The sequence below is a fragment of the Rubripirellula obstinata genome, assembly GCF_001642955.1.
In the GTDB taxonomy this organism is placed as follows: domain Bacteria; phylum Planctomycetota; class Planctomycetia; order Pirellulales; family Pirellulaceae; genus Rubripirellula; species Rubripirellula obstinata.
This window is the reverse complement of record NZ_LWSK01000052.1, coordinates 14,044-40,405: the sequence shown is the minus strand read 5'-3', so window position 1 is coordinate 40,405 and position 26,362 is coordinate 14,044. Positions and strand designations below refer to the sequence as shown.

23 protein-coding genes and 1 pseudogene are annotated in these 26,362 nt (G+C 54.2%); 7 read left to right on the top strand and 17 right to left on the bottom strand.

The features are described from left to right. Nucleotides 1–383: 383 nt before the first annotated feature. Nucleotides 384–2,603, bottom strand: a complete 2,220-nt coding sequence (gene ppk1, locus RC85_RS14060; RefSeq protein WP_084422665.1) for a polyphosphate kinase 1 — start codon at nucleotides 2,601–2,603, stop codon at nucleotides 384–386. Nucleotides 2,604–2,872: 269 nt separating this feature from the next. Between ppk1 and RC85_RS14055 the strand changes: the two genes are divergently transcribed. Then, nucleotides 2,873–3,346 (top strand): hypothetical protein, encoded by a 474-nt coding sequence (locus RC85_RS14055; RefSeq protein WP_068263890.1) that lies wholly within the window; start codon nucleotides 2,873–2,875, stop codon nucleotides 3,344–3,346. Nucleotides 3,347–3,950: 604 nt separating this feature from the next. Here the strand turns inward: RC85_RS14055 and RC85_RS14050 are convergent. The 5 genes from RC85_RS14050 to RC85_RS14030 are packed head-to-tail and all read right to left on the bottom strand — an operon-like array spanning nucleotide 3,951 to nucleotide 9,132. Further along, nucleotides 3,951–4,655: a class I SAM-dependent methyltransferase gene (locus RC85_RS14050; RefSeq protein WP_068263887.1), complete on the bottom strand. Its 705-nt coding sequence runs from the start codon at nucleotides 4,653–4,655 to the stop codon at nucleotides 3,951–3,953. Continuing rightward, nucleotides 4,655–5,860, bottom strand: coding sequence for a glycosyltransferase family 2 protein (locus RC85_RS14045; RefSeq protein WP_149752799.1), 1,206 nt, complete (start codon nucleotides 5,858–5,860; stop codon nucleotides 4,655–4,657). The genes RC85_RS14050 and RC85_RS14045 overlap by 1 nt, the downstream gene beginning before the upstream one ends. Then, the gene (locus RC85_RS14040) at nucleotides 5,857–7,320 is read right to left on the bottom strand and encodes a hypothetical protein (RefSeq protein WP_149752798.1); all 1,464 of its coding nucleotides are present in this window, start codon (nucleotides 7,318–7,320) and stop codon (nucleotides 5,857–5,859) included. Before RC85_RS14040 ends, RC85_RS14045 begins: the two co-directional genes overlap by 4 nt. Then, nucleotides 7,313–8,380: a c-type cytochrome domain-containing protein gene (locus tag RC85_RS14035; RefSeq protein WP_068263883.1), complete on the bottom strand. Its 1,068-nt coding sequence runs from the start codon at nucleotides 8,378–8,380 to the stop codon at nucleotides 7,313–7,315. The genes RC85_RS14040 and RC85_RS14035 overlap by 8 nt, the downstream gene beginning before the upstream one ends. 56 nt (nucleotides 8,381–8,436) lie before the next feature. Then, nucleotides 8,437–9,132, bottom strand: a complete 696-nt coding sequence (locus RC85_RS14030) for a hypothetical protein (protein ID WP_068263880.1) — start codon at nucleotides 9,130–9,132, stop codon at nucleotides 8,437–8,439. A gap of 165 nt (nucleotides 9,133–9,297) precedes the next feature. Here RC85_RS14030 and RC85_RS14025 point away from each other — a divergent pair, with 165 nt between their 5' ends. Continuing rightward, nucleotides 9,298–10,269 carry a 3'-5' exoribonuclease YhaM family protein gene (locus tag RC85_RS14025; protein ID WP_068263877.1) on the top strand — a complete coding sequence of 324 codons (972 nt, stop codon included), beginning with the start codon at nucleotides 9,298–9,300 and terminating at the stop codon, nucleotides 10,267–10,269. Beyond that, nucleotides 10,262–10,945 (top strand): 7-cyano-7-deazaguanine synthase QueC, encoded by a 684-nt coding sequence (queC, locus tag RC85_RS14020; RefSeq protein WP_068263875.1) that lies wholly within the window; start codon nucleotides 10,262–10,264, stop codon nucleotides 10,943–10,945. The genes RC85_RS14025 and queC overlap by 8 nt, the downstream gene beginning before the upstream one ends. 404 nt (nucleotides 10,946–11,349) lie before the next feature. On the opposite strand, the gene RC85_RS14015 is transcribed toward queC, so the two are convergent. Together RC85_RS14015 and RC85_RS14010 are read right to left on the bottom strand one after the other, a co-directional pair. Then, on the bottom strand, nucleotides 11,350–11,760 hold the full coding sequence (locus RC85_RS14015) for an HNH endonuclease (RefSeq protein ID WP_160148138.1): 411 nt from the start codon (nucleotides 11,758–11,760) through the stop codon (nucleotides 11,350–11,352). A gap of 4 nt (nucleotides 11,761–11,764) precedes the next feature. Next, the gene (locus tag RC85_RS14010; RefSeq protein ID WP_068263873.1) at nucleotides 11,765–11,989 is read right to left on the bottom strand and encodes a hypothetical protein; all 225 of its coding nucleotides are present in this window, start codon (nucleotides 11,987–11,989) and stop codon (nucleotides 11,765–11,767) included. A gap of 107 nt (nucleotides 11,990–12,096) precedes the next feature. Here RC85_RS14010 and RC85_RS14005 point away from each other — a divergent pair. Next, nucleotides 12,097–12,354 (top strand): annotated as a pseudogene (locus tag RC85_RS14005) (7-cyano-7-deazaguanine synthase); the annotation flags it as partial. Nucleotides 12,355–12,362: 8 nt separating this feature from the next. Here the strand turns inward: RC85_RS14005 and RC85_RS14000 are convergent. The 7 genes from RC85_RS14000 to RC85_RS13970 all read right to left on the bottom strand — a co-directional run bounded on the left by RC85_RS14000 (nucleotide 12,363) and on the right by RC85_RS13970 (nucleotide 17,202). Continuing rightward, nucleotides 12,363–12,815: a YraN family protein gene (locus RC85_RS14000; protein WP_084422660.1), complete on the bottom strand. Its 453-nt coding sequence runs from the start codon at nucleotides 12,813–12,815 to the stop codon at nucleotides 12,363–12,365. A gap of 173 nt (nucleotides 12,816–12,988) precedes the next feature. After that, nucleotides 12,989–13,327, bottom strand: coding sequence for a 50S ribosomal protein L19 (gene rplS, locus RC85_RS13995; protein WP_420821399.1), 339 nt, complete (start codon nucleotides 13,325–13,327; stop codon nucleotides 12,989–12,991). 72 nt (nucleotides 13,328–13,399) lie between these two features. Further along, entirely contained in the window at nucleotides 13,400–14,083 is a 684-nt protein-coding gene (gene trmD, locus RC85_RS13990) for a tRNA (guanosine(37)-N1)-methyltransferase TrmD (protein WP_068263862.1), read from the bottom strand. 17 nt (nucleotides 14,084–14,100) lie between these two features. After that, nucleotides 14,101–14,574 (bottom strand): 30S ribosomal protein S16, encoded by a 474-nt coding sequence (rpsP, locus tag RC85_RS13985; protein WP_084422659.1) that lies wholly within the window; start codon nucleotides 14,572–14,574, stop codon nucleotides 14,101–14,103. A gap of 196 nt (nucleotides 14,575–14,770) precedes the next feature. Next, nucleotides 14,771–16,243, bottom strand: a complete 1,473-nt coding sequence (ffh, locus tag RC85_RS13980; protein ID WP_068263859.1) for a signal recognition particle protein — start codon at nucleotides 16,241–16,243, stop codon at nucleotides 14,771–14,773. Nucleotides 16,244–16,472: 229 nt separating this feature from the next. After that, nucleotides 16,473–16,961: a hypothetical protein gene (locus RC85_RS13975; RefSeq protein ID WP_068263852.1), complete on the bottom strand. Its 489-nt coding sequence runs from the start codon at nucleotides 16,959–16,961 to the stop codon at nucleotides 16,473–16,475. Next, nucleotides 16,954–17,202: a hypothetical protein gene (locus RC85_RS13970; protein ID WP_068263851.1), complete on the bottom strand. Its 249-nt coding sequence runs from the start codon at nucleotides 17,200–17,202 to the stop codon at nucleotides 16,954–16,956. Before RC85_RS13970 ends, RC85_RS13975 begins: the two co-directional genes overlap by 8 nt. 183 nt (nucleotides 17,203–17,385) lie before the next feature. Between RC85_RS13970 and holA the strand changes: the two genes are divergently transcribed. The 3 genes from holA to RC85_RS13950 all read left to right on the top strand — a co-directional run bounded on the left by holA (nucleotide 17,386) and on the right by RC85_RS13950 (nucleotide 22,156). Next, nucleotides 17,386–18,423 carry a DNA polymerase III subunit delta gene (gene holA, locus RC85_RS13965; protein ID WP_068263848.1) on the top strand — a complete coding sequence of 346 codons (1,038 nt, stop codon included), beginning with the start codon at nucleotides 17,386–17,388 and terminating at the stop codon, nucleotides 18,421–18,423. 113 nt (nucleotides 18,424–18,536) lie between these two features. Next, the gene (locus RC85_RS13960) at nucleotides 18,537–19,694 is read left to right on the top strand and encodes a TIGR03032 family protein (protein ID WP_235033312.1); all 1,158 of its coding nucleotides are present in this window, start codon (nucleotides 18,537–18,539) and stop codon (nucleotides 19,692–19,694) included. A 530-nt stretch (nucleotides 19,695–20,224) separates the two neighbouring features. After that, nucleotides 20,225–22,156 carry a polymorphic toxin-type HINT domain-containing protein gene (locus tag RC85_RS13950; protein ID WP_160148137.1) on the top strand — a complete coding sequence of 644 codons (1,932 nt, stop codon included), beginning with the start codon at nucleotides 20,225–20,227 and terminating at the stop codon, nucleotides 22,154–22,156. A 73-nt stretch (nucleotides 22,157–22,229) separates the two neighbouring features. On the opposite strand, the gene RC85_RS13945 is transcribed toward RC85_RS13950, so the two are convergent. Both RC85_RS13945 and RC85_RS13940 read right to left on the bottom strand, forming a co-directional pair. Then, nucleotides 22,230–25,664: a WD40 repeat domain-containing serine/threonine protein kinase gene (locus RC85_RS13945; RefSeq protein ID WP_068263836.1), complete on the bottom strand. Its 3,435-nt coding sequence runs from the start codon at nucleotides 25,662–25,664 to the stop codon at nucleotides 22,230–22,232. Then, nucleotides 25,648–26,223, bottom strand: coding sequence for an ECF-type sigma factor (locus RC85_RS13940; RefSeq protein WP_160148136.1), 576 nt, complete (start codon nucleotides 26,221–26,223; stop codon nucleotides 25,648–25,650). The genes RC85_RS13945 and RC85_RS13940 overlap by 17 nt, the downstream gene beginning before the upstream one ends. Nucleotides 26,224–26,362: the final 139 nt, after the last annotated feature.

Sequence of the window (26,362 nt, the reverse complement as noted above, 5' to 3'; positions counted from 1 at the left end):
TTACACAATCCAGACAAGAAGCCGCTGGGCGATCCAAAGGTGAGGGCACCTGATCTCGAAGAACAACAAAAACTCAACGAAAACCGGCTCGCAAACGCAGCGTAGAATGCTTCATAGCGTTGCCCGGATGGGGCGTCAGCACGGTGCCGTGGGTCTTGACCCACGGAATCAAACGCAGCAAAAGCCGAAGCCCCGGATGGGGCGAAAGCAATGTAGGCCGGAACAAGCTTAGCGCAGTTCCGGCAATTGCATGGTACTACGTTGGATTGCCGGAACTGCGCTAAGCTTGTTCCGGCCTACTCTTCTGGCCCCGAACTCGCGAGGCGATGCCCATGCGGTTAAACGGTTTGGTTACGGCTCATCCGGCCGCGCGGCTTAACGATCTACGAACTCTTGGGCGTGTGCGCCTCAAAGCGTGTACGGCGATTCTGTTTGACTGCCTCCCTTTCGCTTTTTGCTTTCTCGAACAACACTTTCTGCGCCCGAAACGGGTTCTTCTTCTCAACCACGCGATCATAAGAACCATCGGACTTCATCACCCAAGTGTTGGTGTTGTCCTTGAAGTAGGTCCGCAGCGTCTCGCGTAGTTTTCGATGGCACTTGTCATCCTCGACCGGCACCAGCAACTCGACTCGGCGATCCAAGTTGCGAGGCATCCAATCGGCGCTGCTGATGTAGATCTTGTTGTCGCCGCCATGACGAAACTCGAACACTCTTGCGTGTTCGAGATAGCGATCAATGATCGATACCACCTCGATCGTTTCACTCAGTCCTTTGACGCCCGGCTTCAAGCAACAAATACCGCGAATGTTTAGCCGAATTTTGACTCCCGCCATGCTGGCTCGATACAACGCGTCGATGATTTTGATGTCGACCAAGGCGTTCAGCTTTGCGGTGATTTCAGCCTTTTGCCCCTGCAAAGAACGTTGAGTTTCTCCGTCGATCAAGTCGGTGATTCGCCGTCGCAGTGTCAGTGGCGCGGCGGAGAGATGCTGCATCATCTGGGGTTGGCTGGCCCCGGTGACGCAGGTGAAAAACGAGGTAGCGTCGTTGCCAAATTCTTCGTTGCAGGTGAACAACGAAATGTCGCTGTAAAGATTAGCGGTCGCTTCGTTGTAGTTGCCGGTTCCAAAGTGCATGTACCGAACAATGCCCGTCGATTCTCGCCTGACGATGATGCAAACTTTGGCGTGTGTCTTCAATCCGCGGATGCCGTAGATCACTTGGACACCCGACTGCTCCATCTCGCGTGCCCATTCAATGTTTCGGGCTTCGTCAAAACGTGCCTTTAATTCGACGATCACGGAAACGTACTTACCATGCTCTGCGGCTCGTTTAAGTGCGTTGACGATCGGGCTGTCGCGACTGGTGCGGTACAGCACCTGTTTGATTGCCATCACGTCGGGATCGGTCGACGCTTCTTCGATCATGCGAACGACGGGATCGAATTGTTCATAAGGATGTACCAACAGCAGGTCACCTTGCTGGATCGTGTTGAACATCGGTTCGGCGGGATCGATGTGCGGGTTGTGTTGGGGTCGCCAGGCCTCGTCACGCAGCGCATCGAAACCCTCGATTCCGTACAGCCCAAACAGGTAAGTCAGATCAATCGGACCGTTGATCGGATACAAGTCTTGGCTTCGCAGATCCATTCGCTCGGATAAAAAACTAAGGATTGCGTCGCTCGCGCCATCGGAATACTCCAACCGAACTGCTGGCGATTGACGACGGCTTTCCAGCACGTCTTCCATGCCCACCATCAAATCAAAAGCGTCATCTTCTCTTAGTTCCACATCAGCGCTGCGAGTGATCCGAAACACGATGCTCTCAGCGACTTCTCGCCCAGGGAAAAAATCTTCGATGTAATGCGTTACCAAGTCTTCCAACAACACATAGGCGTGCCCTCGATCAGACGGCATTGGAATGAAACGCGGCAGTGTTCGTCCCAGCGGGATGACAACAAAATCCCAAGGATTCTCTGACGCTTCATCGCCGGTTTTTGATGAATTCGTTTTCGCAACAGGCTCTGATTTCAACCGCACGCAGACATGAATCCCCAATCCCTGCAGCAGCGGAAAGGGTCGCTCAGAGAAAATTGCCTGCGGCGACAGGACCGAAATTACATCGCTGTGAAAGTGACGGTCGGCTGCATCGATGCAGGCTTGGCTGCAATTGGCAAGATCAACGCGAGCAATCCCAGCTTCGGCCATCAACGGTTCCAGCGACTCGCGGAACAAGTCGTACTGCCACTGCGTCACCAGTTGGCAACGGCTGGAGACGGCTTCCAGTTGCTCGGACACCGTCATGCCCGATGGATCACGCTGCATCGAATTCTGCTGGTACTGCATCTTCAAACTGCCGATCCGAACCATGACGAACTCGTCAAGATTCGAGCTGGTGATCGCCAGAAACTTGGCGCGTTCCAACAACGGCAGTGACGAGTCACAAGCCTGGTCCAGGACTCGGCGATTGAATTCTAGCCAGCTCAATTCGCGGTTGATAAACCGATCCTCTGGCAATGGAGCCGGTTCTTGCTTGGCCTTCTTTTTTTCAGAAACCCTTTTGTTGGGCACCGTTTTATCGTTGGTGGATTTAGATGGCACGAAAGATCAATCCAATGTTTCTGGTCGCAATGGTAGGAGTCGGAAGTCGATTTTTCCGCATAACCCAAAATACCACGACGCGATGCAACTGTCGTCGGGTCAGAAAAACGAGCGAAGGCGACATTTCTCGGTGAACGGCCTACTTTCCTCTTTTGGACAGCACAATATGAAGGAGAATCGGCTGATCGCAGGGACCGCCTGGCCTAATTTCGCGTGCTATAATAGGACGTTCCAACAGCCGATTTACCGATTCAAATGAAATCTGATCAATGCAGCGTTTGATGTTTATCCTGACGACCATCCTGATGGCAACCATGTTCGCCGCGACGGGCGTGAATGCGGTCAGTGCGTCAGGCTGGGATGATCGTGAGGTGTACATCGTCACCAGCAAGATCAACGGCACGAAACCTAAAGTAGGGCCGATGCGGCATGCGTCAATTGCGATCTGCCCGAACGGGGTTTCGCCGATCGTCTACGAAAACGGAGTACCGGTGAGCAATTGTCGCGAGTGCCAACTCTACGGCACTCAGGTGATGGAGCGAGGTTTCAAACTGGACCAGAAACGCATCGGTGCCTCGGCTAAAAAGGTTACCGGCATCTCAGCCACCGTGGTCGAGCAACGCATGCGATCGCATTCTCAGTTGAACGTGCCGCTGATTCACGATTGCCGTCACCATGTGATTCAGGTTTTGAATCTTCGCAACCAACGCGGACGTCTAAAGCGAGCCTTCACGATTCGCTAAAACGGCATTCGCTCGTTAAGCCGCGTTGGGCATCGCCCAAGGCGTTTTGTTCTGCGAGTTTCGTTCCGCGCGTCCACGCGGAACCGAACGTGCGGGGCGAAAAGTAGCATGGCGGCCCCCCGCCGTGGACTCACCCCGTGCACTGTGGGGCCGCACGACGCGCGGGGCGATGCCCACGCGGTTAAACAATTTAGAAACCCTTCACGGCCTTGGGCGATGCCCCAATGGCACTTACTTTAGCCCCGGATGGGGCGTCAGCATGGTGCCGTGGGTCTTGACCCACGGAATCAAACGCAGCAAAAACCGAAGCCCTGGATGGGGCGAAAGCGAGCCACAGAAAAAGGGAGATTAAACGCTGCCATCCGGGGATTTACATCCCCGGCAGAGGGCTTCCGACCCTCCGGGACTATTCGCGAACGTTCCGATCGCGGAGCGATCAACGACTGTTTACATTTATCTGATTGACTTCCATCGGTAGGAGTAACGACACTAATCCGGCAGCAATCAAATCGATGTCCGCCCAGGTCAGTTCAAATTGGGCAGCTCAAATTCTAAGGTAGGTGCCGTTGGGCGATGCTCACGCGGTTTGACGAGTGTTGTCAGGTCATGAAATTGGCGTCCCGGCGTAGGCCAATTTCCCCCAAGACGAATTCGCTTTTTGAGCTTTGAAGTGCGAGTCGAATACGGCCATGATTTCCTTGGGATGCGTGAGCCAGTTTTCATAGGTAACGCGTTCGCACTCAGTCATCGCAGCCAATGCGTCGCCTTTCGCGTAGAGCTTTCGCATGATCGGTTGGTCAGTGACGAAATGGACAAAGTTCAAAAACGGTGTTCGCCAAGGTTCGATGACGTAGAAGGTTCCATCGGGCTTTAAGATGCGTTTGACTTCGGCCAAACATCGATCCAGATCATCAGGGATCTTCGGCAAATGATGCAGACCACCCTGGACGATCACAATGTCGTAGCTGTCATCATCGAACGGCATGCAAAGGCAATCAGCCAAGTGTAGCGTCGCTGCGCCTCGATATTCCGCAAGCAAGGTATCCGATAAATCGGTGCCCTCGACATCGGTGAATCCAAGTCGTTCCAACGCGACCAATCCGCCGCCGCGTCCGCAGAAAATTTCATTGATGCGAGCGTCTTTGGGAAGCGATTCGAACCCGAACCGTTTCAATCGGCCAATAAATTTGGCAATCTCTTCTTCGGGGGTCTCGAACCGTTTGTAAGCTGCTTCCCAATCCGGATCACAGCACATCTGACCGCTTGCGACATGCTGAATAATCTTCGGCGTTTGATTTGATTCATTCATCAAGCGGCATCCTCGTCGCGTGATCGCTGCATCTTCAAGACTCCCGCCATCAAGCTTGCCATCGCGGTTTGAAAACCAATCGCAACCAGCGTGACGCCGGGAACGACCCATCGCATCGTCACGGGATACTGCAATTCGCCAAACTCACCTTGCCACCAACGAAAGACGATCACGCTGATCATCACAACGCCTATCCCGGCGGCAAGCAAACCAAAGATCAGTCCTTTTTCAACGGTCAAGTTCTCCAGTTTTTCGTGTTTGGGCATCATGCCTTCGCGTCCAGCAAAAATCCGTGACAAGGTCGCCAACAAAACACATTGCCAACCAAGCAGACCAGCCAAGCTTGCGACCAACAACGTATGCACATCCAATGCAGCACCGAAAACGCGGATTTGCGGAATTGCGAGTGCATAGCCAATGATTGCCATGATGATCAGCAGCAGACCGGGGCGAAAGAAAGTCCACTTGGGACTGAACACCAAGAACAACCTTAGCGTCCGCCAGCCATCACGAAACGTGCGGAGGTGTGGCCCATGCTGTTGCCGACCATCCGGGTGCAACGTGATCGGCACCTGACTCATTGATGCCCCATGCAAGCCGCTTTTGATGATCATCTCCGTGGCGAATTCCATCCCTGGTGACCGCAAATCCAATCGATCATAAAGCGTTCGCTTGAAGCCTCGCATTCCACAATAGACATCGTTGATTGGGATTCGAAACATCAACCGAACCAACCAAGACAAAACCGGATTGCCAAACCAGCGATGCAGGAACGGCATCGCGCCGGGCAGTACAGTCCCACCACCGCGTGGCAAACGGCAACCTTGGACAAGGTCGTAGTCTTTGCGAAGTTCATCGACGAATGCGGGGATCTCTAAAAAGTTGTAACTATCGTCGGCATCGCCCATCAAAACAAACCTGCCTCGGCTCGCTTCGATACCGTGCATCAATGCAGCACCGTAGCCGCGTTGTCGGACGTCAATCGTGCGAGCACCATTTTCGATGGCGATCGCTTTGGATTGGTCGGTGCTGCCGTTGTCCGCCAGAATGACTTCGCCACGGATGCCCGCGTCACTCATCGCACGAACCGCTTTGTTGACGCAAACGCCAACCGTATCGGCTTCGTTCAGGCAGGGCATGACGACGGATAGTTCGATTGAATTCGGATCAGGCGATTGCTGCTCAGGATGCATGGTCTCACTCACGCTGCGGTCTCCGATGCAGGATCTAGGTTCCGATTCTGGCTCAGCGGCCAAAGCAGTGATAATGCACTTCCCACCACCGACGCACAAACCGGCTCAACCACCATTCGGTATCGATAATCAGGGATTTCCACGACGCCAGTAATCACGCTGAAGTACACCAGGATACTCGCGATCCAAAGTCCGTAGACGCGAGTTGATTGATCGTAAACCAAGTACAACGTCGCCACGCCGATCAACACCATCAAGACGGTGTTGGCCGCCACTGATTGACTGACACGAAAACGGAACGCAAAGCTCGCCAGGCTATTTGCCGTTTGATTTTTGTTGAACCAGGTTTTTGGATAGGGCTGGAATCCGTTGTAGTCCGGGTCGGCGGTGGGTAGCTGGTTCCCTGGACAACGCCAGAAATTGACGCAGCGACGGACCGTCTTGTAAGCCACGGTTTTGGGATCCGTCATCATCGCTTCGACCGCAACTGTTTTCATCAATCGATCCGCCGCCGGATCGTTCAGCCCTGATTCCGTAAGCAGGTTCGACACCGTCCAAGTGTGACGCCAATTTGATTCGCGCCAGTCGTTGCCAGTGACTTGATTAACGCGACTTTGTAGTTCGGCCGCTGATTCCGATTCGGGCATTGCCAAGCCTGCCCCCGAACCATCTTGGAAAGTAACAATCCAAATGTTGCGTCCCAAGAACTCGGTTAAAAAGACTTCACCAAAAAGACGTTGATTTCTTGCCAGCCAAGGAATGCACAACGCGACCACAACAACGGACGCCAAGATCACGTGTCCGAAGCGATGCTTGATCGCGACCGGATCGGTTCCTTTTTCAAGTCGCGAGAAATGTTTGATCAATACAAAAATCAAATGTGGAATCCAAAGCAACAACACGATGGGCCGCGTTAGCAGCGTCAGTCCCAGCGTCAGCCCCACCCACGCCGCACTCGCAGCGGTGCTGTCGTGGGTGTATCGGACCACGGACAACAAGTGCAGCATCAACAACGCCACGAATAGGATTTCACTGACCAAGAAACCGACGTAGGTGATCGCTGAAATCGCAGGCAGCAGTGCCAGCATCGCGAACAGTCTGGCGGATGACCGACCCGAAATCTGGACAGCGAGTTCGCCCGCCAAGTAAACGCTTGCCAAATACAAACTCGCTTGAGCGACGATGATCACCAACAACGGAGAGGTCAGTGTGGATGCAGCGATGCGGAACGCAGCCAAGCACCAAGGGTAAATGGGTGTTCGGTAGGCGATGGGTTCGGCCATCATCATGACGTCGCCATCGATCACCAACGAGCTGAGCTTCCAGTATCCATTGGCATCACCAACGATTGCCGCTGGTCCCAAACTGGCCCACAACGCAACCTTTAAAGCGATCAGCAGAAAAACAGCATGGGCCAACCCTATCGAATTGCAGTGCGGATGTTTAAAGAATCCCAACATCCGGCTATTCAAGATTACGCTCGGACTTTTGCACCACGCTGGCAGCGGATACGGTCACCGCATCTGCATTTGTTTCTGGTGTTCCCAAAAGTGTTCGGAACATCTTCGGATAGAAGTCTTCGCCGTAACTCATTTCGCCGCCTTGGTGTCCCACCAACCCAACGATCGCTGCACAAACGAGTAACCCGGCCTTCCAAACGGTCGTCATTCGAGCGTTCTTGGTTCGTAACGATACCAACGCGATGATCGCGAAAACGGCGGCCAAGACTGAAACCACGACACCTGACCATCGGTGCCAGAAAACTTCTTTTTCCATGATCGCGGCGTCGAATCGATCCCACGATCCGTAACCTCGTTCGACCGCGAACGAAAACCCCATCGCCGTCGATGCGATTGCGGTAACCGCGCCGATCAACAAACATGCCAACGGAATCTGAGTTCCCACGGCGGGCCATTTCCAGCCTAGCACCACAAAGGCGGCTCCCAGCAACAACAGTGCAACGGGAAAGTGTACCGTCGCCGGGTGCAAGAAACCCTGGGCCGCCCAAACTCTGCCCAGCAACGTCGTTGGCGGCGCGACTGCAACCGCAAGTTTGTCTTCGGCACCCGCCGAGACAAGTTGAACGTCTTCGGGCCAACCCGCACCTTCGTTAATCCAAACGCGAATGATCGACAATTCCGATGCTGAAAGCGGACCGCCATGGGTTCGTGGCGGCATCAACATGTCCTCGTCATCGATGGTTAGATAATCGGCGAACAAGGTGCTGGATTCCGCGTCATCGGGTTCAACGTATCCCAGCAAAGTATCGCGATCATCGACGCGGAAATCTCCTCGTGCGTCTTCTTCGTTGTGGCATTCCAAACAACGGGTTCGCAGGATCGGCGCGACGTCGCGATCGAATCGAACCAAGCGTCCATCATCATCAAGAGCGAACGGCATCTCGGGTTCAGTTTCTTCCGCCGACGCGATGGTGGATCCAAGTAATAAAGCTGAACAGAGGATCAATCCAAACCAGGTCAGGCTTAGAGCGATCGGTGATTTCTTAACCAAGTTTTCGTGAACTCGTTTCATTGAATGGGTTGGGATTTGGTGCAATCGAATTTCATGAAGCTATTTCGGTATCATTCTTAAACCGTGATTCCAGAAAACGCTTTGCTTAATCCCAATAGAGCGATTTCTCGTTTGACGTCTTCGCTGGTTGGGCTTTTGATCGTTTCAGCGACTTCATCAGCAATCATCTGAGCAAACATCGTGCGTGACTCGGTCAGGAATTGTTGAACGGTTGCTTCATCAAGTTTCTGACCAATTTCGCCGTGGATCTTTTCGACCAGCGCAGGTGTTGTCTTGGCCTCACCGCTGGTGGCTGAAAACAGGACCGTGTAGTACGGCTTATCAGTGCTGGAATGTTCCAACCGTTCCAGTGCTCGCCAGGCTCGTTCGAGCAGTCCTTCCCGCCAGTACGTTAGCCAGGTCTTGGACTCCAGCGTTGCAACGTCCAAGTTTAGGTCGGGTCGTTTGTCATCTGGTAAATCAGCAACCGCAGTTTTTGCGGCCGACCTCACACCTCTGACCAAAAAATCTCTTAGCTTGCCACTTTTTTGGTCGCCAAAGCCTGCTGAGACCAGATGCCCGAGCAACAGCTTTAGCGCACCGTCTGCGACTTCTTGGCTTCCGACAACGTCGGTCAAGATGCGTCGCATGGGCACGATATATTTCAATACGTATCCCGCCGCGCTATCGGCTTCGGTCCAAGGATGGCTCGAACGCACCAAATTGATGGTGCTCTTGCGTCCTTGCTGTGATGAAGAGGTCAGGTCGGTCATTCATTAAGTTTAACCACTGATCCAACCCGTGGGACCGCCGGTGAGGTGCTGCTTGGAAGAAATATCCCAACTCAAATGGGTGCCAATGCTTTCAGGGCTTGCCAATTTTGGCCAGACCGCGACATTCTAGCGTAACCTCATCAACTTCTTCTGCGAGCAAACACCGTGAATCGAACTCCTGTAGCCGAATTGGCCGATGGACAACCGCTCGAACAAGCGTTCCGGGCCGCCGACAAACAGCTTCGCGTCAATCGACAGGGTGGCAAGTACATCCTGCTGCGACTGGCCGATCGGACCGGCGTGATTGCGGCAATGTTCTGGAACGCGGACGAGAAGCTCTTCGATTCTTTTGATCGAGGCGACTACGTTTTTTGCCACGGTCGAACTCAAATCCACAATGGCACTCTGCAGATCATTGTCACCGGCTTGGAACGCATGGATCCCAGCGAGGTCGAACTGAGCGAATTTGAGCGGTTTGACGCAGCCGCATCCGAGCAATTGATCGGCCGCCTGGGCGAACTGTTTTCGCAGCTCAGCAACCCGCACTTGGTTCGGCTGGGTGAAGCCTACTTGAAGGACGAGAAATTTGTTTCTCGGTTTTCAAAAGCCGCCGCCGCCGTCAACAATCATCACGCCTATCCAGGTGGCCTGCTGCGTCACACCGTGGACATGATGGAACTGGCCGGCTTGGTTGCGACTCGTTATCCGCAACTGGATTCCGATCTGCTGGTCTTTGGTGCTTTCCTGCATGACTTGGGCAAGATTGATGAACTGGCCGCCGATGGTGAAATCTCTTACACCGATCGCGGACAGATGGTCGGGCATATCGTGATCGGAGTGCAAACGTTGGGCGAAAAAATTGCGTCCATCAGCGAAGGCTCCGAGTCATCGAAACCCTTCCCGGCCGAACTGCGTTTGCACCTAGAACACATGGTCGTCAGCCATCACGGAGTCCTCGAATACGGCAGCCCAAAAATTCCCGTCACCCTGGAAGCTGTCGCTCTTCACCACATCGACAATCTGGATGCAAAGATGGCGTCCTACACTTCGGTGATCGAAGCCGACGTTTCCGCCGATGGAAACTGGACCAACTACAACCCATCGATTGGCCGCAAGCTTTGGAAGAAACGTGACTGATACAAGACCCGCGATCGTGTTGCTTTCGGGCGGCCTGGACAGTGCCACCTGCTTTGCGATCGCCAAGGACCAAGGCTTTGATGTTCACGCGATTAGCTTTCGATACGGCCAACGTCATCAGCATGAAATTCAGTGCGCCGCCGGCCTAGCCGAAAAACTTGGTGCCGCGTCTCACCGAATTGTCGGCATCGACTTGGCCGCGTTTGGTGGATCCGCATTGACCGATGGTGACATCGCGGTGCCGAAGTGCGATCGTGTGGAAGATATCGGCGGCGAAATCCCAGTGACCTACGTGCCAGCCAGGAATACGATTTTCTTGTCGCTTTCCCTCGCGATGGCGGAAGTCTTAGGGGCACGCGACATCTTCATCGGCGTCAATGCACTCGATTACAGCGGCTATCCCGATTGCCGCGCGGAATTCATCGCCGCATTCCAAACCATGGCAAACTTGGCAACCAAGCAAGGCGTCGAAGATACCGACCAACTGAAAATCCACACCCCACTGATCGACCTAACCAAAGCCCAGATCATCGCCAAAGGTTTATCGCTAGGAATCGACTACAGCCAAACAATCTCGTGCTACGACCCGATCGAAGGAAAAGCAGCCTGCGGTCACTGCGACGCCTGTTTGTTGAGAGCCAAAGGTTTCGCCGAGCTTGGACTCGACCCAACGTAAGCCGTGTGGAGTTCCGCGACTCACGGCGGAGTAGCCACCAACGCCGTGAAGGTTTTCTAAACTGTTTAACCGCGTGGGCATCGCCCCGCGCGTCGTGCTGCCCCGATCGCCCCGAACGCGCGGGGCGATGCCCACGCGGCTTAACGAACAAAGTGGTGAAAAACGCTTCGCGTGGAGTCAGACTCGGGTTTCGCGATTGACAACAAACTCTTTTGCGAAGGACGGAGGTTGACATGCTCATTCAATCTCCTTGTGGTAATATCAAAAAAGACTGTGACTCAATCCCGAATCCCAAGACTGTCCCCGGCGAAGCCCTCCACCGCGAGAAGCTCGACGGCGTCGAGCTTCGCACCCTGAGAGAAGTTCGATTATCTCAGTGAGCAGAACGATCTTCGCTGTTGGATTCAGTCTTCTGGCGGGAACAAGTCGAACAGACGTTCAGCTTGGCGTATCTTCTGACGCCTCTGGTCGTTCAAATGCAATGCGTCGATCGTTGCGATACCGATCGGCGTCTTACCCGCGATTGCGTACTCGTCCCACTCGAAGTGGTCTGACCAGAGATCGGATCGCGGATTGAACAACGTGATCGGTTCCGACGATCCCAATGGAGAGACCGCCACGCGATCGGACTTGTGCAGATTGCAGCTCGGGCAGGCCAACGCCAAATTTTCGGCGTCATCGGAACCGCCTGCCGAACGCGGGAAAACATGCTCGACGTGAAAAGTCGCACCCTGCAACGAGTGGTCCATTCGGCAGTATTCACATCGACCGCCTGATCGGGCGATCACGGTTTGTCGTGTCTCGGTGGAAACCACGACGCTAGGAAGGCTTGCGACCGAGAAGATGCAGCGCTTCGGCGCGTACAAGTGAAAGACGCTCGCTCAGCTCGGCCAATGCGGCCAGGTCGGCACGTTCTGATTCGGTGAGTTGGCCTTCATTGTTGCGATCCATTAAATCTTGCAATCGCTGGTCGGCTTGCTCGGGCAAGCGGAGCGTCGTGATGCTCTCGACCCATTGCAATGGTGCGTCAACTGTCGTGTCCATCGGCCAATCTCCGTGTTGGGTGTATCAGTCCATTGTAACCGCCGCCGCTGGCCCCTGCGAAGCCCGACTTTGAGTAATCGTCAAGATTGGCGGATGGCTCCGGCCAAGCCATCCCGGAAGTCTTAGATGCACGCGACATCTTCATCGACGTCAATGCACTGGACTACAGCGGCTATCCCGATTGCCGCGCGGAATTCATCGCCGCATTCCAAACCATGGCAAACTTGGCAACCAAGCAAGGCATCGACTACAGCCAAACAATCTCGTGCTACGACCCGATCGAAGGAAAAGCAGCCTGCGGTCACTGCGACGCCTGTTTGTTGAGAGCCAAAGGTTTCGCTGCACATGGTATGACTGAGGTTTAGCTGGCTGATTAAAACATCTGGAAATCACCAGTGCACTCAAAGGCTGCTTCGTAGTGCTCGATCTTGTTTGGTTCTGGGGCGTCGGTGTGCCACCAGACGGCGATAACATCGAAACGCACCGGAGTTCCTAGTAGCTTTTTGCGTTTTAGGTACCGCATCGCGGCGCGGGATACTCTGCCCTGCTTCGCTTCGTCTACTCGCTCGGCGGGGTGTCCGGGTTTGGTGGTCGAGTGCGTTTTGACTTCGACAAAGATGATGATCTTTTTTCGCTCGTCGATGGCGATCAGATCGATTTCGCCACCTCGGTCGGATTCGCTCTCGGCGATGACGGTCAGACCCTTTCGCCGCAGCAAGCGTGCTGCGGCTTGTTCGCCTTTCTTGCCGACTTTCGCATCCAGATCAATCCGGCCGTAACGCCAATCGACGTAGGCGGCGCGGATGCGGTGGATGAAGCGTGGCATGGCGATTTGACCGATATCCCGCCGGCAATTGTGAGCCGCTGGCCGTCAGGCCTCGGGCTGGCGATGTAGGCCCGGCCGATTACGCGTCGCGGCTCACTTTTATCTACAGCCGGTCGGCGTCCGGTCACTGGCTGGTGACCAGAACCGTTAGCTGGCGCTACGTGCTACTGGGCTCACACTCGGCGACGTTCTTTCAGGCGGACTGCCTTGCCGACTCGGCCGCGTAGGAAGTACAGCTTGGCACGACGCACGATGGCGCTTCGTGTCACTTCGACCTTTTCGATCTTGGGGCTGTGAACGGGGAACTTGCGTTCCACACCTTCACCAGCAACGATTCGGCGAACGCTGAACATTTCTTTGCTGCCTGTACCGCTGCGTGCGATCACAACGCCGCTGAAGACTTGGATGCGTTCTTTGTTGCCTTCCAAAATCTTCAAGTGAACATCGACCGTATCGCCAATGTCAAATTGGGGTGGGTTCTCTTTCAGGGCGGTCTTTTCGACCAGTTCCATGATGGATTGAGTGGACATGATTTCTCGCTTCGATATCTAAAGTGTTTTTAAGGTGAGTTGAATTTTACTGGTTCACAGCAAATCGCTACGCCTGTGCTCGGTTCGCAACCGGCTCTGCTCGTCTCGCCATTTGGCGATCGCTTGGTGATCGCCGCTTAGCAAGATGTCGGGAACCTTGTGTCCGCGAAATTCGCGAGGTCGTGTGTATTGAGGAAATTCCAGAATCCGATTTCCACGGCTAAAGGAATCATCGATGTTACTTAGTTCGTCGCCCAGGACGCCGGGAATCAGCCGCACGACCGCGTCAACGATCAGCATGGCTGCTACCTCGCCACCATTGAGCACAAAATCACCCACGCTGATTTCCTCTGGTTGCAGGATCTCAGTCACCCGTTGGTCGAATCCCTCGTAACGTCCACACAGCAAAATCAATCGCTCGCTGACGGCAAAGTCTTCGGCCATCCGCTGATCGAACCGTTTGCCTTGCGGCGTCAACAGAATCGTTCGAGCGGGGGTGGTGTCTTTTTCACGAACTGCTTCAACGCATTTGACCGTCGGCTCGACCTGAATCAGCATCCCGGGGCCGCCACCGAATGGTTTGTCATCAACCGGTCGGTGAGGTGTGTTGGGAGCAAATTCGCGTAGGTCATGCCGATGGATTTGAGTCAAGTTTCGCTCGATCGCTTTGCCGAGCAGTCCTTGCGTCAAGTATCCGTCAAACAGGTCCGGGAAAAGGGTGATAATGTCAAATCGCATGGTCGCCGCAGGCGGAATTACTCGCTAGCAGTTTCTTCCGCTTTGGGCTCTTCGGTGCCGGCTTCTTCGGGCTTGGCGTCTTCAGGTTTTGCTTCGGCCGCAGGTGCTTCTTCAGCCGGTGTTTCCGCGGGTGCTTCAGCCTTGGGTTCTTCTTTCGGCTTAGGCGGCACGAAGGGTGCTGGAGTGTAATCCTTACGCTTTGACAAACGATCTTTCGCGGCCGCTTGGGCTTCCAGGTGAGTGCCTTCGGCACCGTACTTTTTGATCAGGACAGCAACCTTGTCGCTGGGCTGAGCACCGACGCCAACCCAGTAGGCGATGCGGTCAGTTTTCAGGGTGACGCGAGCGTCAGTTTCGGGGCACATCGGGTCGTAGGTGCCCAAGTTTTCAATCACGCGGCCATCCCGTGGACTTCGTTTGTCCATGGCACAGATGCGGAAGAAAGGACGGTGAGCTCGTCCCATTTTTTTCATTCGGATTCGGACTGCCATTTCGTTTCGTTGCTCCCTTTCGGATGCGAGTAAAAATTTGTCAAGCGTTAGACTTCCTGGGACTGAAACTGCGACAAGCAGAACCAATGCCGGGTCGGTGCCTGAGTAGCGGTTAGCTATTAGCACTTAGCGATTAGCTTTTTAGGATCAGCCGCTTCATTCAAAAAGCTAACGGCTAAAAGCTAATCGCTAAAAGCTATCTTCTCTTCTTCATCTTTCGTTTCAACTTATCTCGTTCTTTCTTCATCTTGGCTCGTTCGGCGTTGGACAAACGCTTGCCGGTACTCTTCTTTGTTTTGATGCCCGACATGCTTGGGTCGTTCATGGCGCCGCTGGATTGCAATTGCTGCATCATCTTCATGCGGTCGCCCACTCCGCCGCTGGCCATGCCCTGCATCATCGGCTTCATGACTTCAAACTGTTTGATCAACTGAGTGACCACTGGCATTTGAACTCCGGCACCCTTGGCGATCCGATGACGCCGCTGAGCGTCGATGGCCTTTGGGTTTTTCCGCTCGGCCATCGTCATGCTGTTGATCGCGCCGATCGTTTGACTGATCCCTTTGGCCGCTTCATCGCTTTCCATCACGTCTTTGAATTGACCCATTCCAGGCATCAAACCCATCATGCGGCCCATCAGCCCCGGTTTGGCCACCTTCAGCATCATGTTCTTGAAATCGTCGAGCGTGAAATCGCCGGAAGCCATCTTGGCTTCCATTTCTTCGCGTTCGCTTTCATCGACAATGCGGTGAGCTTCGCGTGCGGCGGCAACAATGTCGCCCATCTGCAGAATTCGTCCGGCCATGCCTTCGGGACGAAACGGCTCCAGTGCATCGAATTGTTCGCCGGTACCAATGAACTTGATCGGCACGCCAGTGACATGCTTGACCGACAGCAACGCTCCGCCGCGAGCGTCACCGTCCAGCTTGGTCATGATCACGCCGTCCAGTTCCAGTGCTTCGTTGAAAGCACCCGCACTGTTGACCGCGTCTTGCCCCGTCATTCCGTCAACGACCAAGTAAACCTGGTCGGGCGAAACCTTCTTGTCGATGCGTTTCAACTCGCCCATCAACTCTTCGTCGATGGCCAAACGTCCGGCGGTGTCCAGGATCACGACCCGAGCACCATCGGCGATCGCTTTTTTGACGCCGTTCTTGCAAACTTTGACCGGATCTTTGTTGTCGGGTTCGCTGTAGACCGGCACGTCCAATTGGCGGCCGATCACGTGCAGTTGCTCGATCGCGGCAGGACGCTGCAAGTCGGCGGCGACCAGGACCGGCTTGATGCCTTCCTCTTTGAGCATCTGCGAGAGCTTGCCGCAGGTGGTCGTTTTACCGCTACCCTGCAATCCGCAGAGCATGATGATCGTGGGGCCGTCTTTCTTCAGGTGCAGCGACGGATCGACCGGTCCCAGAATCGAGATCAATTCGCTGTGGACGATATTGACCAGTTCTTCGTGTGGCCGCAGCGACAACAGGACTCGTTTGCCCAGTGCTTTCTCAGACACTTTGCCCATGAAATCCTGGACAACGCTGTAGCTAACGTCAGCCTCCAGCATCGATTTCTGGACGATCTCGAGCCCGTCGCGCATATTCGCATCAGTCAGCTTGCCCTTGCCGGACAGGCTTTTGAAGGCGGATTGCAGACCGTCAGACAGGGATTCAAACACGGGCGATCGCTAGAACTGAGCGAAATAAGGACAAATTGCGGATTTCTGGCCCCGGAGTGTAGAGGGACACGACCGGTTTTGTAAATGGAGTCCGCGGATGAGTTTGGCGGGAATTGCGGGATTTTTTAACCACGGATGGCTTTCGCGGGACCACGGATTTCTATGCGCATTTTTCTACCCACAAAATCCGTGGTCCCGCGAAAGCCATCCGTGGTTCATTCCATCTCCACTACCCGTCCCGATCAGCAGGCAGATTCTCCAAGTCGATCCGATCGATCGGTCGGTTCGCGGCCGATTTCATCCGCCGAATCCAGCCCAGGCTCGCGAACGGTCGTCCATTTCGTTCAATCGCGGTTGCAAAAAAGTTATCAGTCGGCTCATCGGGCAATGACGGGATAAAGTCGAACAGATCGAGGAATCCCAGGTCTGTCCCCAGCATCATCAAGCGACTTTTCCGAATGTAGTCTGCCGTGACTGAGTGGATTTTTTCAATCCCCGTTGCTGGGTCTATTTCGTTGCCGATCCAATAGGAATTGACTTCGCTTAGCGCATCAGCCAATCGGCTCTCGGATTCCGAAGTGCGAAGGAAGACGATATCAACATCCTCAGTTGCCCTGGCAAATCCATGCACATTCACGGCGTGGCCGCCAATCACCACCAATGGAATCTGGTGAGCAAGCAAGTGGTCGACGATCGCCAACGCTGACAAATCACTCATCCGTTTGGCACCGCTGTCTCATCAGGGCTTCCAGTTTTTGAACTTCGCTGATTCGCCGTTTTCGGTGATTCCGAGCCATGAATGCTTGATAGGCTGCTGGATCGCTGCGGATCGCTTCCATCGCGGTTTGCTGCAAACGGTCAGAAATCTCGGCTTGCTGCTGCGGCGTACGGTCGTGAGCAATCTGGCGGCGGTGCCGGATCATCGGATCATCGTTCGCTTGGGGGTCAGGCTGGTTCATGTCACCATTATGCCTCAGATTCGTTGACGAGGGCGACGGTGAATTCGAGAAATGTTAACCACGGATGGCTTTCGCAGACCCACGGATTTTGTGGGTAGAAAATCTCGCATAAAAATCCGTGGGTCTGCGAAAGCCATCCGTGGGCCTTTTTCTTCCTCCTATCCGTCGTCTAAAGTCACGCCCATGACACTGATCCACGCTTTTGAGTTTCTGCCTAAACCGCCCGATTCGTTCCCAGACGTCGTAGGCGTTTACGGCAACGATGCGGCCCTGCGGTCGTGGGTGATGCAGGTGATATCATCGGCCGGTGACGTGACTGAATTCGACGGCGACACCGCCAAGTGGTCAGACCTTCGCGACGATTTGGCGACCGCTTCGTTGTTCGACATGGGCGACAAGCGGACGATCGTGATTCGTTCAGCCGACAAATTCCTGAGCAGCCATCGACCCGAGGTTGAAAAGTATGTTGCCAAACCGGGCGGAGCCAGCCGGTTTGTCATCGAACTCGATTCGCTGGCGTCGAACACTCGCGTCTACAAAGCGATCAACAAAGATCACCTGCTGGTCGCCTGCGGCAATGCGACCGATTCAAAGGTCGGCGTGACCGCTGCGACGCGGCGGAAATTTTTGTCCGGTTATGTCGCAGGCCGTCACAACGCCAAGCTTGAAAAGAACGCCGCCGATGCTCTGTTTGAAATGATGGGCGACGAGATCGGTATGCTCGATACCGAGATCGCAAAGCTGGCGTTGTATCGTGATCCCGGTGACAAGATCGACGAAGCATTAGTGCGAGAGGTGGTTGCGGGCTGGCAAGGCAAAACGGTTTGGCAGATCACCGACGCGATCGCTGCGGGTGACGCCGCTGAAGCACTTCGGCAATTAGACAAATTGATGAGCGGCGGTCAGAAACCGATCGCACTGCTGCCGCAGATCGCGTGGTCACTGCGCCGCCTGGGTATGGCAACCGCTTGCTTCCAACAACGCGAAGCCGAAGGTCGCAAGATGCAACTCGAAGACGCGTTGTCATCCGCCGGCATCAACCGACCGTCGGACATCCAACGTGCCAAGACGCAACTGAAAGGGTTAACTCGCGCCCGAGCATTGAACCTATTGCCCTGGCTATTGGATGCAGACCTAAGACTCAAAGGGACTCATAGCGCCGATGGCCGCGACCGGTTTCTGCTAGAACAGTTGGTCTTGAAGCTGGCCAAGGGTGCTTGAAAAGATCAAACCACAGAGATACGAAGGAACACAGGGCTTTGGATATTAAATCTAATGCAACGACTCAGTGACTCTCTGTTACCCTATGTCTCGGTGGTCAATGAATTCGTCTGGTGGAAAATAGCTTGAACGATCCCATTCCTACTGACGTTCCTTCCGGCAGCGATACATCCAATGCCCTCCGCTCGGTCCACACCAGTAACCTGCCAGAGATCCTGAGCCAGCTTGGGATAACGCTACTGGTAACGACCTACCAAGCCGGAAAACTGGTGATGTTGCGGCCAGAAAACGGCGTGCTCAATACTCACTTTCGTTTGTTCGACAAGCCGATGGGGATGGCGGTCCAGCCCAACCGGATCGCGATTGGAACCGCGATGCAGGTTTGGCAGTTCCACAACATTCCGGCGGTTTGCACTCGATTAGACACCGCTCGCGAAGCCACCGACGAACTGCCCGCCCGCGAAGCTAGCCCCCATCCACACGACGCCTGCTTTTTACCTCGAGTCGCACACTGGACCGGCGATATCGACATTCACGAGATGGTCTGGATCGATGATGATGTCGTCTTCATCAACACTCGGTTTTCTTGCTTAGCTCGCCGCAGCGGTAAGTTCAACTTTGAACCCGTTTGGCGACCGTCCTTCATCACCAACTACATCCCCGGCGATTGTTGTCACCTCAACGGCATGGCCGTTCGCGATGGAAAGGTGGACTGCGTCACCGCGCTTGGCCAAACGGACCAGCCCGGTGGTTGGCGAGCGAACAAGAAAGATGGCGGTGTGCTGATTGATGTCGCCTCGCAAGAAATCATCGCCAGCGGATTATCGATGCCTCATTCACCGCGTTGGTACAACGGCAAGCTTTACTTGCTGCATTCGGGCACCGGCGGCTTTGGCGTCATCGATCCGGCAACCGGCAAGTATGAATCAATCATCGAACTGCCCGGGTTCACGCGAGGGTTATCGTTCTGCGGACCGCTCGCGTTCATCGGCTTGTCACAGGTTCGCGAGACCGCCGTGTTCGGCGGCGTACCGATCGCCGAACGTGAACTGAAAGAACGCACCTGCGGCGTCTGGGTGATCAACATCGAAACCGGCCAGATCGTCGCCTTCGTCAAGTTCGAGGACGTCGTTCAAGAAATCTTCGCTGTCGAAGTCCTACAAGGCTCCACCTACCCCGAACTGGTCAACGAAGACCGCGAACTGCTAGGCGCAAGCTACGAGCTACCCGATTCCGCCCTAGCCGACGTGCCACCGGAACTGCGTCGGTAGAACGCATCAAGGTGTGAAGACCGTTTCCAGACGGAATCGACGCCAAACCAAAGAGTCATCACCATGGATGGCTTTCGCAGAACCACGGATGTTGTGACTGCGCGATATCCGTGGTTCTGCGAAAGCCATCCGTGGTTATTTTCTCCATCACATCCAGATGTTGATGTCACGAAGGCCGATTCGAGGTCCAGTTCTTCTTCGTGTCTTTGCCTTGACTCTCCATTTTTTGCCATCCTGCAAATGGCACGGGACCAAGCGAATGTTGGTTAACATCGTACGTTTCGATCCGACCACTTGTTGGCGTTCGCTGACAAGCGTCCTTTTCCCCAACACTGAAAGCCTGAAGACCCCAGGGAGATACTGACGTTCGTGCGGCACATGCTTTTGTCGAATGATCCGATTTTTTGTTGCCGCAAGGTCATGGATTCGTTAAAACCGAGCGTTGAGGTGGCCGAGTCTGGAGCATGGGGAACAATCAGATGATCACGCAGCGATTAGTAGTTGTAGAGCGATTGGCAATTGTAGTTTGGATGCTTTCGATTTGGATCGCTGCGGCGACCGTTCGTGCTGAAAGCAACGGGACGATCGGATGGGGTGATGTAGCGAATTTGGAAACCGCTGATTGGGGATGGGACGAAGCACGAATCAAGAGCTCTGCTACGAGTGACACAGCAGCAGCCGAGGTGACTGTGGCGTCTATGAAACAGGCAGCCAGAGGTCAGCTCGATAAGCGAACTCAATTGCTCGACGCAATCGATGCCGACACGGATTTGTTTCATTCGCTAAGCGGGCGCATCGAAGACAAACCTGGCACTTGGATTGATATTGAACAATCGATCCAAACCGCGTCGGAAGATCGCAGGCTCAGGCTTTACTACGAGCAAAGAAATGAACGGCCGGATACGCTTGCGGCCCATTGGTCGATGGCCATGTGGTGCATGAACAACAAGTTGCCCGCTCGCGCCCGCGCACACTTGGAACGAGTTTTGTTTTTCAACGCCGATCATACTCCGGCGCGACGGGCGCTCGGGTATGTCGCGATGGGCGGCGACTGGGTAGCACCCGATGAAGTCCGGCGGTTCCAAAGCGATGCCGATTTTTCCCGCAGGTCCATGCGACGTTACGGCAGAGAAGTTCATCAGATTGCGACTCGATTGGAATCAAGTTCTACGCGAGTCGTTGAAAATGCAATCAACAAACTTACATCAATCAAGGATCCGTTGGCTGGTCCGGCGATTGAATCGGTTCTTGCAAATCGTTCACCCGAAACTGCCCAGCTATCGCTGCGATGGTTTACCGAAGTGGATACGATCGGAACTTCACGGACACTGTGCAGGTTTGCTCTTTTTCATCCCAGCCCCGAGATTCGCAAGCAGGCAACCAATGCACTCGCCGAGCGTCCGCTACACGAATTTGTTCCCGAATTGCTGGGGATGATCGCGTCCAAAGTTGACGCCAGTATCCTTCCCATATTCGATCGCAATGGATTGTTCATTGGTGTCCGCAAGATTTTCTCGCAGGAAAACATCAACACGCAACGAGTCATTGTGGTGAATGAGCAGATGGTCGGCCCCAGTGAAATCCGAAATACTGAAATCCGAAATACTGAAATCCGAAATACTGAAAATCGAAATCAGGTGGGGGTTGAGACTGAGATAGCACCCGCAGGTCTTCCGGTTGAATTAGAGAATGCATTCTTCAATGCATTCAATCGAGACCTCGGGCAAGCGGCGTATGTTCAGGCGAGGATTGATGCGGAAGCGACAGCTCAAAGCGTGGCTCAACAGAACCGCGTTCAGCAGCGTCGTAATGAGAAAATTTCAAACCTGCTTAGCCACATTGCCGGCATCAATTTTGCCGGGGATTCGGGTTCCATGTGGCGGTGGTGGGATGATGTTAATGAAGTCGAATTACAAGAGAGTAAGTACTTACGAACATCACTGGTCGAGCGAAATAGTCCCGCAGTTTCTTTTCAAGCCCCACCTCCGCGATCGTGCGAGTGCTTTGTTTCTGGAACACCCGTCGTCACCCAGCGTGGTCCCCGGCCCATCGAATCCATCGTGCCTGGTGATTTTGTTCTGACCCAAAGTCTTCAAACTGGGACCCTGGATTGGAAGCCGGTCTTCCAGGCCACCCATCGTCCGCCCGCCGACACGCTTATCGTTTCGGCTGGTAAAGAAAGTCTGCAATGCACTCGCGGACATCTTTTCTGGGTCTCAGGAAGTGGTTGGAAAAAAGCCAGTGAGCTTAAGAAGGGGGATCTCCTGCACGGTGCAGCAGAACCACAAGCTGTCGTCGAAATTCAAGATGGTGGCAGGCGGCAAACCCATAACTTAAAGGTCGCCGACAACGCCAACTATTTTGTCGGCCAACAAAGAATCCTGACCCATGATGTCACGATGCGCAAACCCAATCGACAACCGATCCCTGGCTACGATCTCGCGGTCAGCCTAAAGGAATAGCCTCCTCAGAAGAAACCCTCTGCGGCCGCAACCGCGTCCGACTCTCCCGGAGGGAAAGTTACCCACTTGGTGACTAATCATCCGCCTCAATCAAAGCGACCAGCCGGTCCGTTGCCATGCTGACAAGCCATTGACTGCCTGGATCGGCTTCCGCCATCTGCCTCAATGACTCCAGAACATCGGCATCCGTTTTCGCACGGAACTGCTTGATATGGTAACCGGAACATGTCAGCCAATCGCTCCATGGGGACACTTGAATGTCGTCCAATACGTTCGTGGGAGCCTCCAAAAGCGTGCGCCGCGTTTGGGTGTCGATAACTTCGATGATGTTTGGGCGGCACTGGACGATCATTCTCTTGCCATCGTTGAACACCCGCATCACGCTAGGAACACCGGGCAGGACCATCCAGGGTTGAGGATCAGGGTTAGGCTTCCGCAATGGGTCAACACTCTGCTTGAAAACCTCGTCACCACCAATTGAATAGACCACATGAAGCGGATCGATCACTTCCATTTGCGTGATGTTCCCCTCGGAAAGTTGCAACTGCCATTTCAATTTCATTGATTCGTCGAGCACCGCAAGTTGCGATCCACCCGCCAGATAGGTGATGCCGTTGAAACGACGCAACACCGTCGGGGCAAAGGGCAGGTCGAACCAAAGCAACCCAGATGACTGCCCCGGTGTGAACTTAGCCAGCCCCTGATCCGCAACAATCCACAGTTCTTGAGGGCTTTGGTTGTCACGATAGAGCAACAACACTCGCTGGACTTCATCGATCCAGTGCAGGCTCTGGTCAGTCCAATCCACGTAACCAAGTCCACCATGGGTTGGCACAACGGCAGAGTAGCGTCCACTGCCAAAGGTCTGCAATTGCTCGACAACGATATCCTTAAAATCGAACGTTCGCGGGTCGTTCGATTCACCGAGATTGGTATCGAAGAGTAGCAATGATTTTGAGTCCCCCGCGACGCTGGCGATCTTATTGCCAAGGTGTTCAGTCGAATGGGCCGGCGTCCAGTCGTCCGGGGATCCCATCGCAAGGTTCGTTCCCCAGTCTTCCCAACGAAGCCCTTGCTCGAAGTCTCTGTCCAAATGAAAGACGCGAATTCCGTTTCCACCGCCACTGGAATAGCCTTCTTGCGAATTCCGTTTTCCAGTAGCCCCACCAAGAACCAGATGATTGCCTGATGGTGAAATGTCGCCCCACCATACGGTCAATCCTGCGGAGTGCTTACCAAGCAATCTCCAGTCGCTCACGCGATACTCCCAAATCCGACCGTCGAAACCAGCCAAGATGAGCTTGTCGCCACTGGGTGTGAACCTTGCCATCCTCCATGCTTTATCGTTTCCCTTCAGTTCAGACTCGATTTCCCAGCTATCGGTCCGCCAAATCTTGGCAACGTAGCCCAGCGGACAGGCAATAAGGTATTTTCCGTTGGGCGAAAAATCGAGGCCGATTGGAATGTAGCCGTTCTTTAGCTCCTTGACTTCTTCAGTTTTCAAATCAATGACTCGAACGAAGCGATCATTGCATGCGATCGCTAGCAGATTTCCATCGGGTGAGAACTTGGCTTTTCGATGTCTCGCCTCTGACTTGGCTCCCGAATAGAGAAGTGATCCATCTTCGGATGAGCGAACTTCAAAGTGATGGAAGTTCTCATCGTCCTCAAAGAGCACAACAAAGTGTTTCCCGTCGTGATCCGAGATGATCTCGTTGACATTTCCGCCAATCTTCACTTTGAGCCTTGGTTCCAGTGTTTCAGCATCGCCCAGCCAAAGCTCCCCGGATCGAGCAAAGGCAATCGTTTTCCCGTCTGCAAGGTAGCGAGGGGTCCTGATGTCGCGAACGGTCCGCTTCAATTCCCCAATGGAATAGTCCCAGAAAAATGCGACGTCCGTGTCTGCGAACACCAGCGTTTGATTGTCATGAGAAAGTGAAAAGTGTTGAAAAGGATCTCCAAACCAAGAACCACAGGCGTAGTGCATCCGATAGGGGCCGACGATGCGGTTCCACAGCATTCTCCATTCAATCCCGCGACGGTCTTTTTCACCCGGCTCGGGAATCAGTTCCATCGTCTTTTCAAAGGCGACCTTGAAACGACCATCTTCTAGATAACTTGCTGCGTCGCGGACGTCGGCTCCGTAGAGCTGCTGCTGCATCAACTCGTTGGCTTCTACCAGTGCAGCAGCCTTGTTGTTGATCTCTTGCTTTTGCTCCTGAAGCGTCGCTGCACGAGCACCGGCAATCTCAGCATTTTGGTTCGACTGATTCCAGAAATACGCGGCCGCAAACAGCAGTATCGATAGCGCACCGAGCACGGCCACGGCGATCGGATTCCGTTTGGCCCATCGGTAACTGCGAGTTGCTGGACCAATCGGATGGGCAGTCACGGGGATCCCGCTGGCGAACCGATCAAGATCGGCGACCAAGGCTTCGGCACTCTGATATCGCTGGCTGGGGTTCTTTTCCAAGCACTTTAGGCAAATGCTGTTAAGGTCTTTGGGGACGGATCGACGAATCGCGTTGACAGGTTCCGGGGGCTTTTTGACTACCGCATCAAGCAGCTTTAGATCCTCGTCAAATTCAAACGGTGGACCGCCTGTCAGCATCGCGTAAAGCACGCCACCAATTGCGTAAACGTCCGTCGCCGCAGACACCTCGCCGAATTCCTTCGAAATTTGCTCGGGCGACATGTAGGCGGGCGTGCCGACGGCGCTGCCCTCAAGCGTGTATTGGTGGTTGGCCTGAATATCCTTTGCTAAACCAAAGTCAACCACTTTCGCGAGACCTTCACGATCGACGATGATGTTGCTGGGCTTGATGTCACGATGCAGGATGTTTTTCTCGTGCGCAAATGCTAGCCCTGCCGAGATCCCGCGCGCTATCGATACTGCTTGTTTGATCGGAAGCACGCCACCGGCAATGATTTCGTTGAGCGGCGTGCCGATGATGCGTTCCATCGAGAACCACAGTGTCCCATCAGCCGTTTCACCTTCACGCACCACTCCGACAATGTTGGTGTGCCTTAGTTTCGCGACCGCGCGAGCTTCATTCAAGAAACGCAGGCGAGCCGAATCGGTTTCCATCAGCTTGTCACGAATCAGCTTGATCGCGACATCGATTTGCAAACCTTCATCAAATGCCTCGACCACGATCCCCATCCCGCCGCGACCAATGACCTTGCCGAGTCTGTGACCGGGGATCGTTGGCAGTGATCCAGTGCGAATTCGTGTTGTGTCTTTGTCGGTGGAAAAGCTTGCAACCGTCGTTTTGTCGACGACCTTGCTGGAACCGGACTTCGATCGAACGACGTCCCAGACTTCGATCAGGGATTGGTTTCCCGAATGCGTGTTCAGAACATCCAACACCAACGACCGGGCATCCGAATCCTGGGGGAACACTTCGTTAGCGAGTCTAATTTGCTCGACTTTCGGAACTCCTTCGGCACGCTCTAAGAATTCAGCGATCTGCAAGTCACGCTTTTCGTTGCTAGTGGTTTGCTTCACGAATCGCCCTTTCCGCAATCTTCTTTCCGATTCGCACCAAGTATTCGACTTGATGCTCGGTCTTGTCCATCATCCCCGCGATTTCCTCGAAGGTCCAATTGCCGAACGCCCAGTGGTCCAGCGCCTCGATTGCAAGCGGGTGTTTTTCGTGTAGCGAATCAAGCAGGTCGCTTACTTCAACCATTTGCTCGGGGATGTCGGAACGAGCGTCGACAAGAATGTTCCCGGTCAACGGTTGCTGTTGGAAGTCGCCACCTCGTTTGATTCGGTTGGCATCGCGGAAGTGGTTAGCAATCCGTCGCCGCATCGCAGTAGCGGCATAGGCAAAAAACGCCCGACGGTTTTCCCAATGAAACTCACCAAGATCGATCATGTCTAAGAAAATGTCGTCCGCGATCGCGGTACTTGGCGGAGCCTCATGCGGAGGCCGACCCCGCATCAAGTTCTCGGCGATTCGATGAAACTGAAAGCGAACCCGCTCATACAGTTTCTCCACATCACCCTGCCCCGTTGCCATTTCGTGGAGCAATAAAGTTATCGATCGTGGCGATTGATTCACAGGCGTATTTGTATCCATAGCGACATAGAAGCTAGCACAAGAGGAAATCGAGACACGATTGTCATTCTAGTGGAAACGCCATGGCATTGGGTCAGCGACCACAGCAAAGCAAACTCATCCAGGCTCCGGTGCGTCACCC